Origin of the sequence: Gaoshiqia sediminis, from assembly GCF_025907915.1 — a bacterium.
GTDB classification, from domain to species: domain Bacteria; phylum Bacteroidota; class Bacteroidia; order Bacteroidales; family Prolixibacteraceae; genus Gaoshiqia; species Gaoshiqia sediminis.
The window spans coordinates 54,447-70,002 of sequence record NZ_JAPAAF010000015.1 but is presented as its reverse complement, the minus strand read 5'-3'; the positions used below and the strand labels follow the sequence as shown (position 1 = coordinate 70,002).

11 protein-coding genes are annotated in these 15,556 nt (G+C 46.9%); 8 read left to right on the top strand and 3 right to left on the bottom strand.

The window, feature by feature from the left end:
- Nucleotides 1-766: 766 nt before the first annotated feature.
- Nucleotides 767-3,046, top strand: coding sequence for a hypothetical protein (locus N2K84_RS11450; RefSeq protein ID WP_282591952.1), 2,280 nt, complete (start codon nucleotides 767-769; stop codon nucleotides 3,044-3,046).
- 13 nt (nucleotides 3,047-3,059) lie between these two features.
- Here the strand turns inward: N2K84_RS11450 and N2K84_RS11445 are convergent, their stop codons facing one another.
- Nucleotides 3,060-3,416, bottom strand: a complete 357-nt coding sequence (locus tag N2K84_RS11445) for a DUF6448 family protein (protein ID WP_282591951.1) — start codon at nucleotides 3,414-3,416, stop codon at nucleotides 3,060-3,062.
- 376 nt (nucleotides 3,417-3,792) lie between these two features.
- On the opposite strand from N2K84_RS11445, the gene N2K84_RS11440 reads away from it, so the two are divergent.
- Nucleotides 3,793-4,797, top strand: a complete 1,005-nt coding sequence (locus N2K84_RS11440; RefSeq protein WP_282591950.1) for a PorP/SprF family type IX secretion system membrane protein — start codon at nucleotides 3,793-3,795, stop codon at nucleotides 4,795-4,797.
- Between the two features lie 47 nt (nucleotides 4,798-4,844).
- Here N2K84_RS11440 and N2K84_RS11435 read toward each other — a convergent pair whose 3' ends face one another.
- On the bottom strand, nucleotides 4,845-8,477 hold the full coding sequence (locus tag N2K84_RS11435) for a PKD domain-containing protein (protein ID WP_282591949.1): 3,633 nt from the start codon (nucleotides 8,475-8,477) through the stop codon (nucleotides 4,845-4,847).
- 320 nt (nucleotides 8,478-8,797) lie between these two features.
- On the opposite strand from N2K84_RS11435, the gene coaD reads away from it, so the two are divergent.
- Entirely contained in the window at nucleotides 8,798-9,403 is a 606-nt protein-coding gene (gene coaD / locus N2K84_RS11430) for a pantetheine-phosphate adenylyltransferase (protein ID WP_282591948.1), read from the top strand.
- Nucleotides 9,396-10,817 (top strand): peroxiredoxin family protein, encoded by a 1,422-nt coding sequence (locus tag N2K84_RS11425; protein ID WP_282591947.1) that lies wholly within the window; start codon nucleotides 9,396-9,398, stop codon nucleotides 10,815-10,817. The genes coaD and N2K84_RS11425 overlap by 8 nt, the downstream gene beginning before the upstream one ends.
- Here N2K84_RS11425 and N2K84_RS11420 read toward each other — a convergent pair.
- A complete protein-coding gene (locus tag N2K84_RS11420; protein ID WP_282591946.1) occupies nucleotides 10,805-11,431 on the bottom strand; it encodes an NUDIX hydrolase in 627 nt (208 codons plus the stop codon). The two genes, N2K84_RS11425 and N2K84_RS11420, sit on opposite strands and share 13 nt — an antisense overlap.
- Before the next feature lie 32 nt (nucleotides 11,432-11,463).
- Here N2K84_RS11420 and pyrE point away from each other — a divergent pair, with 32 nt between their 5' ends.
- The 4 genes from pyrE to selD all read left to right on the top strand — a co-directional run bounded on the left by pyrE (nucleotide 11,464) and on the right by selD (nucleotide 14,767).
- Nucleotides 11,464-12,096 (top strand): orotate phosphoribosyltransferase, encoded by a 633-nt coding sequence (pyrE, locus tag N2K84_RS11415; protein WP_282591945.1) that lies wholly within the window; start codon nucleotides 11,464-11,466, stop codon nucleotides 12,094-12,096.
- 131 nt (nucleotides 12,097-12,227) lie between these two features.
- Nucleotides 12,228-12,677, top strand: coding sequence for a hypothetical protein (locus N2K84_RS11410; RefSeq protein ID WP_282591944.1), 450 nt, complete (start codon nucleotides 12,228-12,230; stop codon nucleotides 12,675-12,677).
- Nucleotides 12,678-12,714: 37 nt separating this feature from the next.
- On the top strand, nucleotides 12,715-13,743 hold the full coding sequence (gene mnmH, locus N2K84_RS11405) for a tRNA 2-selenouridine(34) synthase MnmH (RefSeq protein WP_282591943.1): 1,029 nt from the start codon (nucleotides 12,715-12,717) through the stop codon (nucleotides 13,741-13,743).
- Nucleotides 13,736-14,767, top strand: a complete 1,032-nt coding sequence (gene selD / locus N2K84_RS11400; protein ID WP_282591942.1) for a selenide, water dikinase SelD — start codon at nucleotides 13,736-13,738, stop codon at nucleotides 14,765-14,767. Before mnmH ends, selD begins: the two co-directional genes overlap by 8 nt.
- Nucleotides 14,768-15,556 lie beyond the last annotated feature (789 nt).

The following is a 15,556-nucleotide window of genomic DNA, read 5'->3' as shown; positions in this document are numbered from 1 at the left end:
ATAAGGAAGTGGACTTTTTCGCGAACTGGTTGCTGATTAACCGACCAACACCATACGTCAAGAGGGCCTATAATACTTCCGGATAGTTGTGCCAGTTTATCGACAACTGAGGAAAATCAGCATTAACAGACGCTATTCCTTGTAGTTGCCAATCCACAACGAATGGCGCGTTTTCGCGGATGGAAAGTGTGAAATCATAAGGATCATGCCCTTTTTTAGGATTCCGTTTGCGCCTTTGGAGCTGCCCGGAAACCGGGGGGGGGGGGGATTGTGTAAGTGTGTAAGCATGAAGTGTCCTCTCATTTTTAGGTTAATAACTATATAGAGTTTCAGGTTGAAATAACTTCTGCTTGTAATTTTCAGTTGACAGAGGACAAAACTAATGGCAAGAAAACAGAACACACTATGTTTTTCTGTTCAGTATTGGTTCATTTTGTTCAGCTTAGATTTTCAGACAAATTTGTCGCTATAATTGTGCGAATGACAATTTTTTTATAGTTTAAAAGCTCAAAAAACAGGATTAAGCTAACCGACCACCCTCATTATGCACAAAGATTACGAGACTTTAATTAGGCTGTTAAAAGATGAAATCATGGCCAAATTTGGCAGGAAGATTTCTTATGCAAAAGATTGCCAGGAGTTATCCGAACTCGTTAAGTTCCAAACTAAAAGACCGGTAAGTCCCTCAACCCTCAAACGGCTTTTCGGAATCGTTAGGTCCCCTTTTACTCCTTCAAAATATACGCTTGATACGCTTTCGATCTTTATGGAATTTAAGGATTGGCAGGAATTCATTAATCATTTTGAAAAGGAAAGACACCGCTATTCGCCACTCGATAATTGGGAAAACCTCAAAAACAGGACGAACGAAATCACCCGGAAAAGCTTGGAATCCCTCAAGCATAAGCTGGGTGACCGTTTTAACAATTTTCCCTATCGCCGGTTTGCTGAAAAAAGGTTTAGCGCTTTTCTTTCTTCCCCCCAGGTTGCAACAGCATTTGTTGCGCCGGACGGTTACGGGAAAACTCCCATAGTGGTCCAACTTGCCGAAAGGTTCTTTACCGGTCCGGATGCGTTATGCCCCAACGACATTCTTTGTCTGGTTGACGGAAGCCTTCTGTATAACCTGGTGACAATCCATCAGCGTGTTAGCCGTCTGTATAATCTGATTGAATATGACCCGAGGAATAGTTTCAGCACTGGGTTTCGGGAGCATCCTGAACAGGTTAAAGGCCGGTTTGTCCTGGTCATTGATGGGATTGACGATGTTTATCCGATTAACGGGAAAACCCTACAATTCATCGAGAACCTGCTTAAAGTGATTTCCACGTATGAACATATCCCATGGTTTAAGGTACTGATAACCTGTACTCCACTAATTTGGAGAATGTTTTCGGAGCGGATACAGAAAGACCATCTGCAAAAATTGCTCTGGTACAATTCAACTTTACGAGGAACAGAGCATGAGATTATCAACATTCCATTACTTAAAAGAAGGGAAATCGATGAGATACTGGCAAAGAACCATTTTCCGCAGAGGCTGGACGACCTGGAAGTGAACAACCCCGACCTGGCCGATATCATCCGGACCCCTTATTTGTTGCATCTTTTCATTATCACAGGGAAAACCAAGGGCAGTATTCATGAAATTGATTTGCTTAACCTGTATATTAAGCGGATGGTTTTATCCCCACCTATGTTGTACGAAAAATATTCCATTCTTAAATCGTACTTTTCCCTCTGTTCCTACGGGGAAATGGGTGTCGAGGTGAAAAAGAACGACCTTCACTTAAGCCCTTCGGAAAATATTGCCTATATCGAACTAATGCGGATAGGCCTTTTGTATGAATATTCATTGGTTGACGAATACCTGACACTGAATACCTATGTGAGTTTTTCGCACCATGCGCTTTTTGCTTACTACTTGGCAAACATTCTTTTAAAAGAAAATACACTGACTATCGACTATTTAAGGGAAAAGATTACGGATTATTACCATTCACCAAAACTCCAGGTAACCATGGTAGAGTACTTCGTAAAAATCTTATTTAAGGAAGAACAAGTCGAAATATTAAAAGACATCTTCACTCTTTTCGAGAAGGAAATGCCCCCTAAAAACACTTATCCGTCTGATAAACCATGTTGTTGGGGTATGTTGGCCTTTTTCGTCAGTTGCGAAATGAGGAAAAACCCCGGGATACGGGAACTTCTTTTGCCGTGGTATGCCCAATCAGAAATTGGCTGCAGACTTTATTTTGAACGCTTTTTTGATTTGGACCGGATCGTACTTAACTCTGGGGATGAGCTGGACTGTTACCTCCGGTATAATAAGTCAGACAGTGCCAAACGGTACGTCCACTATCTGAAGTATATGCAGTACTTTTTAAGTGAAAACCACGAACTGTGCCAACAGGAATATGAGCATGTTTCAAAGTCGGAACTTCCCAAAGAGGGCACCCCGTCAGATTTTGCCCATTATTTTGTTCCGCAACTAATCCATCAAGCCGTATGCCATACAGACATGGATGGCTCTCTGATGGCAGTAGCACATGATACTGCCAACCAGCTTTTACATAGCGGGAAACAGGAAAAAACTGGATTGCCGGTATTTGAGTTTGAACTGATTTCGGCTCTGCATTACGGGCAGAGGCATCTGGAGATCATTCAACTTGCCAGGCAGGTGCTTGAGAACTACGATTTATCCAATTGGGAATCATCGGTTAGCTATCAATTGTTTCTTTCCGATTATGCCAGCGCCCTTTTGCAGGACGGCGAAAAACAAACTGCCACCGATTTATACAAATTGGTGAAATTTAAGCACATCAATTTCCCCATGAATATGAAATATTTTTTGAAAATAAGGCTCCAGTTTATAAAAGCAGAATTCCTGACTGCTAACGGAGAACCGGGAAAAGCCCGAAGTTTGCTCCGAAAGATACAATCCGTTTCCGAAAAACTTCAATTCCGGTATTTTTATCAAAAAGCTTTAAAAATGGAGGCTGAATTGTCCCAGCCTCCAGGTAGTCAAAAACATCAGCAAGTGTAAATGAAATCAGCGGTTAGTGCCCGGAGTGAGGATGGTTACTGTGATCGAGGACATCGTGGATGGCTTCAAGGGTATGCGTATAGTCCACATAGGCAGCAACATATTCCCTGCCTGCTTGTACTGATTGATCTTTTACCTGATCTATTTCGGAAACTTTAGCAAATTTTTCCCGGACAACCTCGGCAATATGATGGTTGAGGTTACTGATCAGTGGATCAACCTGACCTTTCGACAAGGCATCGTCGCTGAGTTTTACAATGGCTTTGGCAGTGCCCGCTTCCTTTAATCCGGTGTATGGGGCGCCTTCGGTTTCGCGATGCAGCCTGACCAGCGTTTCGAAGAAGTACTTTTCGACAATGGAATACCTCAACTAAGATAACTATAAGCAGTATCAAAATAAAGACCCCGTGGTTTCGATGTAACCCCATTTACCCATCTTCAGTTGATGCGGATTCCACCGTTTTAATAACTCACCCATCCTTGGATAAGCTATATAATGAACGAAACGAACAAAACATTTTGCGAAGCAAACTACAATTAAAATTGCACCGCCGAGATTATTGTACTTTGCCTTGCCCTAGTGAAGAAAAAGGAATCTTAATAAAACAAATGTTCACAGCTTCTAAATCCGGCCAGCAATGTCCGGAGTACTGACCGCGACCCGGAGGTTTTTTGTTATTTGCAATTCGATTACCAAACTGATTTTTAACTATTTTTAGGCGATTCTAAATCGAAAAACCTAATCCATGCTTAAGCCCCGCGCTTTTCTTTTTTTACTACTGATGCTGCTTGGCGGCCAGTCTATCCTTGGACAAGACGTTTCTTTTTCGCAATACTATGCCAATCCGTTATGCATGAACCCTGCTTTTGCAGGTTCAGGAGGTGCTACCAGGATTGCCCTTCATTATCGTGACCAATGGCAAAAATTCGACGATGCCTATACAACATACAGTGCAGCAATCGACCTGCCAGTGAATGCATTGCAAGGTGGACTTGGCATTTATCTTTTAAATGATGGTCAGGCTGGCAACATCCTAAATTCGTTTCAGCTAGACCTTGCATATTCTGTTTTCATCCGTCTGAACGAACAATTCAGGCTGAATGCCGGGATACAGGGAGGATACCACCAGAATTCGCTCAAGACCAACGAGTTGATTTTTGCCGATAACCTGGATATCTACGATGGGACTCACGGCACCTCTTCTGAAACAATCACCGATCCAAATTTCGAGTACGCCGACTTTTCAAGCGGATTCCTTGTTTTTAGCAAGCGCTTATTTATGGGTGGGGCTATTCACCATTTAAACGAACCCAGGCAATCGTTTTCTCCAGAAAATGATGACAGCCAAAAATTGAACCGCAAATATACTGCTCATGTTGGGGCTAAGTTGCCGGTTTTCAGACATGGGCTCCAACGCAAAAAATTTGATATTTCGCCACAGCTCATCCTGCAAAAGCAAGGCATCTCAAAACAAATAAATTACGGAATGCTGGCAACCAGGCATGGGCTGACTGCAGGCGCCTGGTTTCGTCAGAATTTCGGGATTCGTTATGATGCCGTTATCTTGTTAGCCGGCTTCATGACCAACCGGATGCAGTTTACCTACAGCTACGACTGGACCATCTCCGGCTTGTGGGGAAACTCGGGTGGAACCAGCGAAGTTTCGGTTTCTTTCCTGCTAAAAGGGAAACGAGAAAGTATCCTCTTCCCTTTTTTCAGTCCCTACGAAGAAGAATTTGGAGTCCGCTAAGCGGGCATCCTACGCAAATGCTAACAGTTCAATCTTCTCAATTCAAATTACCGGATCAGTAAAACCTGTCCTTTTTGGCTGTGTTCATATCCCTGAACGTCAAAAAATCTAGAAATCCAGATATAATTACCCGTGGGGGCCGGGTTTCCGTTTTTGGTGGCACCATCCCAAGGATTATCGGGCGTATTGCTCTCGAACATGATTTGTCCCCAGCGATCATAAATTTTCAGATTGAACCGGGACTGATCGGCACCTAAGCCAACTGGCATAAAAGTCCGGTTTTCGGGGATTTCACTATCGGGGCGAAAAGCGTTGGGCGTGTACACATTGAAAGGCAAGATCTGGATCTCCATCTCCGTGGTATCTTTACAGCCATACTTTGATTCGGCAAACAAGCGGGCGGTAAATTTTCCCATTTCGAGGTAAGAATGCTGCGGATTTTGGGCGAAAGACGTTTCGGTATCGCCAAAATCCCACCGATAATCATCAGCAAATTGCGTTTGGTTGCTGAATTCGATGTCGGCATTTTCAATTGTTGCGATGGGATAATTCACATCAAATGCCGCGATGGGCTTAGGATGAATCCAAATCCAGTCAGGTTTAAGTAAAGTATCGGAACAGCCGGTGAAAGTTGAAAGCCCTACCAGCCCAATATCATACTTCCCCGAATCCGGGAATGCCAAATGAATTGACTCTCCCTTTTCTTCCTTTGAAAAGGGGGTGAGCCAGGAATAATCGAGCGATTGATCTGTTTGTGCTGCAAAAAATGACAAGGAGGCAGGCTGGCACTCTTCAACGTTCCCGGCAAAAAAGTCAAAATGCGGTTTTCTTTTTAGACTCACTTGAGCCGGTTTGCTGAAGCATCCGTATTCATCCACTATTAAATGGATAGTTCCTTGCGGGTCTTCCAGCAACACCGTGATGGAATCGTTGCCAGCGCCCAGTTGAGAGGCACCATCAAATTCCCAGTAACAGAAGGACGAGTCGATACTGTATTCATAAAAAATCCGGGCAGAGTCCGGATAGCAAAATCCGGGATCGGCCACGATCGAGGCAGTTGGCGTCGGAAAAACACGCACCATGCTATCGAGGGTAAACCCATTCTGACAACCAGTCACCTGGTTGGTAATGGTTAATTGGACATCATAAAATCCCGGCGTATCAAAATGCTTCGTGGCATGTTGACCGGTTATAACTTCACCATCATCAAACGCCCATTCATAATTCACATTATCCGGAATGATCAACGTACTCGAAAACTGAACCGTCAAACTATCGCAACCTCTAAGGTTGTCGGCATCCATGATAAAATTGGGCTTTGCTCCCATGGGAATGATGGTTGTGTCGCTCCAGCAACCATTATCATCAATTACCAAGTTGATATATGGCGGCTTATCTAAAAATGCGCCCACTGTGACTATGTAGTTTTGCCAATCAAGCGTATCGACAAACTGACAGCCATCCAAATCCCAGTAAAAGGTAGCGCTATCGGTGGCCTGACCTGTATAAATCAGCTTTTTACTGTAGCCTTCGCATTTCGAATCATCATCAAATGTAAAAGGAGAAGTAGGTGTCTGGTGGAACCTTACCCGGAAAGTATCTGCCTGTTCGCACCCGTCAATAGTTTTCAACAAATAATAAATATCGTATGTCCCAAATTCTGCTGCACGAATTGTTGCAGATGTCAGCTTTTCGTCAGAAAAAGTGAGGAAAGAAGGTTTATCTGTTGACCAGCTATAGCTGCCTTCATAATTCCAGACAGATTCCGGCGCTCCGGTAAAAGAAACGTTGAGTTCACTGCTCAGTCCTCCGCAAATTAGATTTTCGCCACTTAGTTCCAGCTCCGGAACCGGAAAAATCACCAGATTCATCGTATCGCCGGCACTACAGCCATATTGGTCAGTAACGGTAACGCGGTACTCACCGGTTTGACTTGCCTCATACCACCGGGCGGAGCCAATCGTATCGCCAGCTTCATTCTGCCAGAGATAATCCTCGAAACCCTCCTGTCCGTCGAGCTGCATGGAAAAAGGATAACACTCCTCCACCAGGTCGGCCCCCAGGTTTGTTTGTGGATGGCTGACATAAATAAAGATGGAATCCTTCAGCTCACACCCATCGATGGTTGTTGTGGTAACGGCATACATTCCCCCCTCGGTAACCGTAAGCTGTTGCGAAGTTTCGCCCGTGTTCCAGGCATACGAATCGAAATAAGGACCGGCATCCAGGGTGCGCGATTCGCCGTGGCACAGCAAAAGCGTATCGCCCTGGAAGTCGATACTTTCACCCAGGTCGAGCACCAGGTCGAGATTAAATCCAACGCCATAGCCATACGATTCGACCCCGCCAAAACCGTACACATATGCCAGGAAGCCGCGATCTTCATTCGTATTCCACATCCGGTACGTACCTGGATTCAAATCCAGCTGCGCCCACGAATACTGACTATTGGGAAAAGGCGAAAATTCGCTTTGAAAGGCATTCCCGTCGAGGCGGAGGTTGACGGTTTCCTCGGTTAAGGTGATCACATTAACATAGTACTTTTTAATCTGGTCGGAATCGTAAGTCACAAAAGTAACGTCGTTTTTCGATTGCGAAGATGAGCTCAGAACAATCATAAACGGGTCGCCGTTTCCGCCAGTGTAGGCATTGTCGACCGATTTAGACTGGCTATACTGCACCACGAGGATTGGCTTTTCGGCATAAATACGGGAGGGTTGATTATGGTACAAGACAATTTCGCTGAATTCGCCCCGGTTGAGAAGAATTGGTGCGAGCCCATCCACATGAACGACCGTCCCATCCTGGGCAGCCATAATGCGGTAACGGTCCTGCTCCCTCGATTTGAGCGGAACGCCATAATAATCGCGCCCCCACGAAGGAACGGGCGGGATTTGTTCGTAAAGATGATCCCATGCAGAGACCCCGGAATCGGCAGGGACGGTTGTTCCCAGAGAGCCCGAGTAAAAGGCAATGGGTTTATCGGCCAGGACATAACTGCCCGTAAGGTCGCCCTGTCCGGTTAAACCATTATGATTCATCGACTGCACCTGATACACTTCACCCTTATTCAGGACGATTTTAATAGTATCGCCGGCATTGACCAACTTATCGGTTACCTTAGAGGGGACAATCGCCACCGCAGTGACATCCTCGGTAGCCACAATTAAGAACTCGCTATTCCGGCCATTAACGTAAACACCATTATTTTCGCTAACATGCGGTTCATAGCAAACGGCAAAATATTCATTACCCAGTGAAGAAGCCGGATAGATCACCGCGACATCAGCCGAGTTGGCATCCCAGTTGAGGGCATATACGTTCACCGGTTTTTCGGACACCAGCCGGATGCCCCTGTCCTGTATTTCTTCGGAGCCTGTAGCCTCGACCATTTGCCAGGGAATGAGCACACGCGTACTACTATTGGTCTGCACGGTGTAGATACCGTTGAAAGGCGTTTCGTCGTGGCCAATAAACACCTGAAAATTGGTGGTTTCGCGGGCTGTGACGGTAATTTCAACGAAGTGCGCTGAGTGGTAATTCCGGCTTTCCATAAAACCGAACCAAAAGCTGGTCCCTTCGGTTGATTTCCGGCACAGGTCAGACTGAGCAGTTGCCAGAACCGCTATAACCATCAAGCCCAGGCCAACTATCCATTTTTTTCCTTTCATTCGTTCCATCCAATTCATACAAACAATAAAAAAACCACGGTCATCCCACTCCAACAGAAAGGCTACTCCCATTCCTCATGCCCCGCAACGAAAGCAACATCCGTTGAGCCCTGCCTACGCCCCCTCTGTTCGCCAATCAGGAAAAACCCTTCATCAAATTGCCCCACAAGATATTAAAAGAATGCAATAGCATGCAACCGAAAAACATTGGAACCAATCGCAATTTAATTTTCATCATCAACCCTCATCTGCTATCGAAGCCATTGGGCACAAAAGATGGTAGAAAAGAAAGATCAACCGAGCGAAAGAGCAGGTCAAATTCAATTTAAATGAAGAGAACAGCAGATGCCGAACAAGACAAAGCACCGCCCACAAAGAGAATAAAGCCAGGCACAAAGTCCATTTCCAAATATTATCCGCTATATTTGGTCTTTGAATTCAACAAAGGACACATGGAAAAAATCGCCATCTTCCCGGGATCGTTCGACCCGTTCACCATCGGACATGAAAGTATCGTTCGCCGGGCCATCCCCATGTTCGACAAGATTGTGATCATGATTGGCTACAACTCCAACAAACAATCATTCTTTAAACTCGAAAAACGGCTGACGTGGGTTAGGCAGGTTTTTGCCGATGAACCCAAGGTGGAAGTGATGAGCCACGAAGGCCTCACCGTGGATTTCTGCAAAAAGGTTGGCGCCAATTATATCCTACGCGGTTTGCGTACTTCGGCCGATTTTGAATACGAACGGGCCATTGCGCAAGTAAATAAAAAGATGCACCCGCAAATCGAAACTGTATTTTTGCTCACTATGCCCGAACACACCCCGGTGAACTCCACCATCGTGCGCGACATCATCCTGCATGGCGGCGATGCCAGCATGTTTTTGCCCAAAGGCTTGAATATGGATGAATTTACGCGGGAAGATGATTAAGCAATTGCTTTTTGTATTGCTGTCCCTGCTTTCTGTTTCCATCGTGGAGGGACAAAACCAAACCGTCGTTATTTCGGGGAAAGCGCCTGAGTATGCAGGAAAAACCATTACGTTATACGAACTGACTGAGCCGGTCAGTGGCGAAAAAACGACCGTGGCCACCTGGCAGTTCCAATCCGACGGATCGTTTTCCACAAGCCTAAAGCTCAACAAAACAAGCTTTTGCCAGGCCGACTTTGATGCCTGGCAAGCCTACATTTTCCTCGAACCCGGAAAAAAATACCACCTGGCGCTCCCACCCTACCGGCCGGTGAGTGGGGCCGAGCGGCGCAATCCGTATTTCAAGCCCGAGGTGGTTCCCTTTGGACTGGTCAACGCCCCGGCAACCGACCTCAACCGGATGGTGCAGGCTTTCGAGTTGGAATTTGCCCGGCAGGAAGATCGCTTCTTTCAGCAGATTTACCGGGACAAATCGGTTGCTGCCGTTGATTCACTGAAAGCAGCCCTTCTGCAACAGTTCCCCCCCACCGCAAACGCAACGTTCGAAGACTACAAATTTTACCGCCTGGCCAGCGCTGAGTATGCCCTCCACCAAGGCCGGAACGAACGTTTTGCCACAAGCAGCTTTGTCGATCATCGGCCCAACTTGCTGGTGCCCACTTGCTATCGTTTGTTCGAGCAGCTCTTCTCCAACTATTTCGGCCAGCTGGCCAATGCCGTGGATGGCGAACAATTCGGCAGATTGGTAGCCCAGGCCAAACTGAAAGAAATTGAAGATGCGCTTATTCAACAGAAAAACTGGGACAAAAACCTGGCGCAATTAGTCATATTGAAATCGATCCATGATGCCTTTTACACCGGACAGTTTTCACAGCAAAGCCTGTTGACCTTGCTGAATAAAATCGCACAAAGTGACTGGCCTGCCCAAAAAAAGGAAATTGCCGCCAAGTTGACACAGAAGCTCACCTACCTGCTGCCGGGTACCGAAGCGCCAAATATCCGCTTTACCGCGCTTGACGGCCAACAAACTCAGCTGGCCGCCTTTCGCGGAAAATTTGTTTACCTGCATTTCACCAGCGTTACCAATCCTATTTGCCGCCAACACTTGGATCACTTGAAAAAAAGCGCAGCGCCATTTGTCGGGAAACTTCTAGTTGTGAACCTCATTCCGGAGAGTGAACTGGCCAAAAAAGACATGATTGCCCAGCAGGAATGGACTGGTGAGTTCTTCACCTTTTCACCAACAGAAGCTGAAAAATATCGGGTGAAAAGCTTTCCGACGACATATCTGATTTCCCCGGACGGCCTACTGAAGCTGGCCCCTGCACTCAATCCGCTGGATGGCTTCGATCGGCAGTTGTCGGATATCCTCAAAAAACTGCAAGTGGAAGAGTGGCGGCGTCAGGCAAAATAGAAATGGAGCAATTCCTTTAAATTGGCATAGGTGCAAGCATAAACTTCATCCAGCTCGTGGCGGCCAAACCAGCGCACTTCCTCAATATCCTCTTCGATTTGGGGAACAAGTGCCCCTTGCCCTGTATGAATCATTTCGAACCAGGAAGTTTGTTTCCACACCAGGTTGTTTTTCTCCCGGATATAGGGTGAGCGGTATATGTGAAAAGTTGGCGGCAATTCGCGCAGTATCTGTAAGTTGCTCAGTCCACATTCCTCTTCCACCTCGCGCAGGGCCGCATCGCGCACCGGCTCGTGCTTTTCGATCTTCCCCTTGGGCAAGTCCCAGCGCCCTAACCTCCGGATAAACAAATATTGGTCATGCTCGTTTTTCACCAAACCCCCGGCAGCCGGAATAAGTGTCATTTCATTAATAAGTTGTTTCAACAAGTTTGGGGAAATCCGGCAGCCAATAAAAAGTTCTTCAGCATATTTTCCGCTTTCCAGCCTTTCGATCAAGCCCCAAAAATCATCAAAGCATTCAATATCAATACATTGACCAATGTTAACCCTAGATGAATTCTTATTTTCGAACAGAAACCTCAGCTGGTACTCATTGAAAAAAACTTTGTACATTTGCGATGAATTCAGTAAAAACATTTAACATTATGCAAGACATCCACCTGGAAGTGACGAAAAAGCTCGTACAAATTAACACAATAAAAATCCAACCATCAAACCCTTTTACCTGGGCATCAGGCTGGAAAGCTCCGATTTATTGCGACAACCGGAAATTGTTGTCCTACCCCGAAGCACGTACCTATGTGCGTGACCAATTTGTCAAACTGGTCCGCGAGAAATACCCTCAAGCTGAAGTGATTGCCGGGGTTGCTACCGGCGCCATTGCCATCGGCATGCTGGTAGCCCAGGAACTTGGCCTGCCTTTTATCTACGTTCGCTCGAAACCGAAAGACCATGGACTGGAGAACCTGATTGAAGGCGACCTGAAAGCCGGACAAAAAGTGGTAGTCATTGAAGACCTGGTATCAACCGGGGTGAGCAGCCTGAAAGCAGCCGAGGCTATTACAAATTTTGGCGGCGATGTATTGGGCATGATGGCTATTTTCACCTACAACTTCCCCATTGCCAAAGAAAACTTTGCCCAGGCAGGTATTGAGCTGACTACCCTCAGCCGCTACAAAACACTGATTGAAGTGGCACTGGAATCCGGCGAAATTCAGGAATCGCAGGTGGAATCGCTGAACAAATGGCGGGAAGACCCGGCAAACTGGGGCAAATAAGCAGAACCATCCTTCAAACGATATCGTGACATCCCCGGCCCTGTCGGGGATGTTTCTGTTTTGTAAAAATCAATTATCAAAGTAGGGACAATTCGTCAAACATCCTGTTCCATTTTAATGAAACAACCACCATGAGTACACAGAAATACGTCAGCGACATAAAGCTGATTGAGCAAAATCAGGACATTGTTTACAATTACCTGTCGAACTTTGAGAACCTTTCAACCTATGTAAACGAAGGGTTATTGTCGAAAATCAACGAATCGGTGCCGCAAATTAAGGTAACGGATTTTGAGTCGGATGCCGACTCGTGCCGTTTCAACATTTCGGGGATGGGGCAGGCCGAAATACGCATCATCGAACGCGAACCGGCCAAAACCATCAAAATAAACAGTTCGGGCGGATTACCCATCGGCATCACGTTCTGGATCCAACTGCTTCCTGAGTCGGCATACCAGACGAAAATGCGGCTGACCCTTCATGCCGAAATGAGCATGATGATCAAAATGATGGTGAACAAAAAGCTGGAAGAAGGCATCAACCAACTGGCCGACATGTTAACCAAGTTGCCTTATCGTTAACAGACAGACTGCTTCCTTAAAAATTCCGGTGAACCGCATGATCCAAAAACTGACCATTCATCAATACTACCAGCAGTTGAAACACCTGCCGGTAATTGATGTGCGTTCACCCGGCGAACACCGGAAGGGCCATATCCCGGGAGCCGTCAACATTCCCTTGTTTTCGGATGCCGAACGGGCACAGGTTGGGACCGTCTATGTGCAGCAATCGAGAGAGAAGGCTATCGAACTGGGCTACCAACTGGTAACACCCAAACTGGATCAGTTCATCTCGCAATCCGAAGAAGTGGCGCCGGCCAGAGAGCTGGTCGTTCATTGCTGGCGTGGCGGCATGCGCAGCGCCTCGTTCGCTCAACATTTGGCCGACAATGGGTTCCGGAAAGTATATGTGCTTGAAGGCGGCTACAAAGCCTACCGTAATTATGTGCTCGATTTCTTTGCCCAGCCGTTCAGGCTTCGCATTGTAGGCGGCTATACCGGAAGCGGCAAGACCCATCTGCTGAATGCGTTGAAGGCTCGCGGGCTTCAGGTGGTTGACCTGGAGGGACTGGCCTGCCACAAAGGTTCTGCCTTTGGCGGGATCGATCAGCCGGAACAACCCACGATCGAGCAGTTTGCGAATAACCTGCAGGAAGAATTCCGCCGGTTAAACATCGGGAAGCCCATCTGGCTGGAGGATGAAAGCCACAATATCGGCGGTGTGAAAATTCCGCTTAACCTCTTCAACCAAATAAGAAATCAAACGGTCTATTTTCTGGACATTCCGCAACCAAAGCGCATCGATCACCTGGTGGAGGAATACGGGAACTGCCCGCCGCAGCATCTGGCAGCATCCATCGAACGGATTTCGAAACGCCTGGGAGGTTTGGCGGCCAACGAAGCCTTGCATTTTTTGGAAGAAGGAAACTATTACGAAGTGGCAAAACGCACACTTCATTATTACGATAAATCGTACCGGAAAGGTATCAGCCTTCGCGATCCGGCAAAGGTAGTTTACCTGCCGCTCGAAGACACCAACCCCCGAAAAAATGCAGAAACCCTGATAAATTATTTCAGCCATGAATGAGATAAAACTCACCCAATACAGTCACGGCGCAGGCTGTGGATGCAAAATATCACCCAAGGTACTGAGCACCATCCTGCACAACAACATCGACCCTATCCGCGACAACCGCTTGCTGGTAGGCAACGAAAGCCGCGACGACGCTGCCGTTTACGATATGGGCGATGGCACGGCCATCATCAGCACCACCGACTTTTTCATGCCCATTGTGGACGATCCTTTCACCTTTGGGAAAATCGCGGCCACCAACGCCATCAGCGACGTGTATGCTATGGGCGGAAAACCCCTGCTGGCCATTGCCATTTTGGGTTGGCCGGTAAATAAACTGCCTGCCGAAATTGCCCGCCAGGTGATGGATGGCGGCCGCCAAGCCTGCAAAGAAGCCGGAATTATCCTGGCTGGCGGTCACAGTATCGACAGCCCCGAGCCAATATTCGGGCTGGCCGTTACCGGGCAGGTAGCGCTTGACAACCTGAAACGAAACGACACCGCCACAGCTGGCTGCCAGCTCTACCTCACCAAACCACTGGGCGTAGGCGTCTTCACCACAGCACAAAAACAGGGAAAACTGAAAGCAGAACATGCCTGCCTGGCCCCCGAGGCGATGACACAACTCAACCGGATTGGCGAAGAATTGGCCTTGATTGGCGGGGTAAAAGCGATGACCGATGTTACCGGCTTTGGCCTGCTCGGTCATTTAACGGAGATGTGCGAGGGGAGCAAGCTTTCGGCCCTCATCGAGTTCGACAAGATACCCCGGTTCGCAGAGGTGGACGAATACATCGCACAAGACTGCATCCCGGGCGGAACGCACCGAAACTGGGACAGCTACGGGCAAAATGTTCAGCTGCGCAACGAACAGGACAAACTGATCCTTTGCGACCCGCAAACCAGCGGCGGACTCTTGATCGCCGTTGAACCGGATGCCATCACCGAGGTAGAAAACCTGCTCGGCAAACACGGGTATAAAGCCGAACCGTTTGGCTCCCTCACCCAACCACAGGAAAAGCTAATCGTGCTGAAATAATTGCGCTTGCATCTGCTTAGCGGTTTGGAACCATGCATTAATCCGCTTAGCGGTTTGGAACCGTTTCCGTAATCCGCTTAGCGGTTTGGAACCGTTTCCGTAATCCGCTTAGCGGTTTAGAACCGCTTAGCGGATACGCTCCCGATGATTAATTTTCCGGTTTGAGGTTAAAAAGCTCTGCAGGCTCTAAAAAGACATACTGCAAAATAAAAATCTTGCATCTCAATGTATCTGCTTCGACCAAAAAGATTTCTACGTTCAGTCGATGATGCTGCTAGATGAAAGTATGCTAAAAAAAGTCTTCTGAAACCCAACATCGAACGATGGCTTCAATAATCCGCTTAGCGGTTTAGAACCGCTTAGCGGATAAGCTCCTGATGGTTTGAAACCGCTTAGCGGATAAGCACCCGCTGATACGCTCACGATGGCAACCAGCTAACTGTCTTAACATCCCGCCTTGCAGATACATAAAAAACGTTGAGTTCTTACCTAGAAGTGAATATGGCAGAATAAATAACTAACTTTAAAAGAAAAATGCATTTCGAACCAAATGCTGTTTATCACATTTACAACCGATCAAACGAAACGGTTTTTCACCATCGTGACAATTATCTGTTTTTCCTCAAGAAAACGAAAGAACTTATTGCCCCATATTGTGAGATTCTTGACTGGGTTTTAATGCCAAACCATTTTCATTTTCTTGTAGTTGCCACAGAAGACGGTTGCACAAACACAACGGAAAAGCACAGACCTGCATTACAAATATTGTCCAAAAACATTGGGGGATTA

Bases quoted from the DNA above. Each gene is read 5' to 3' on its own strand.
- N2K84_RS11450 (WP_282591952.1), top strand. From the start codon at position 767: ATGGAATTTAAGGATTGGCAGGAATTCATTAATCATTTTGAAAAGGAA.
- N2K84_RS11440 (WP_282591950.1), top strand. From the start codon at position 3,793: ATGCTTAAGCCCCGCGCTTTTCTTTTTTTACTACTGATGCTGCTTGGC.
- N2K84_RS11435 (WP_282591949.1), bottom strand. From the start codon at position 8,477: ATGGAACGAATGAAAGGAAAAAAATGGATAGTTGGCCTGGGCTTGATG.
- coaD (WP_282591948.1), top strand. From the start codon at position 8,798: ATGAAGAGAACAGCAGATGCCGAACAAGACAAAGCACCGCCCACAAAG.
- N2K84_RS11425 (WP_282591947.1), top strand. From the start codon at position 9,396: ATGATTAAGCAATTGCTTTTTGTATTGCTGTCCCTGCTTTCTGTTTCC.
- N2K84_RS11420 (WP_282591946.1), bottom strand. From the start codon at position 11,431: ATGTACAAAGTTTTTTTCAATGAGTACCAGCTGAGGTTTCTGTTCGAA.
- pyrE (WP_282591945.1), top strand. From the start codon at position 11,464: ATGCAAGACATCCACCTGGAAGTGACGAAAAAGCTCGTACAAATTAAC.
- N2K84_RS11410 (WP_282591944.1), top strand. From the start codon at position 12,228: ATGAGTACACAGAAATACGTCAGCGACATAAAGCTGATTGAGCAAAAT.
- mnmH (WP_282591943.1), top strand. From the start codon at position 12,715: ATGATCCAAAAACTGACCATTCATCAATACTACCAGCAGTTGAAACAC.
- selD (WP_282591942.1), top strand. From the start codon at position 13,736: ATGAATGAGATAAAACTCACCCAATACAGTCACGGCGCAGGCTGTGGA.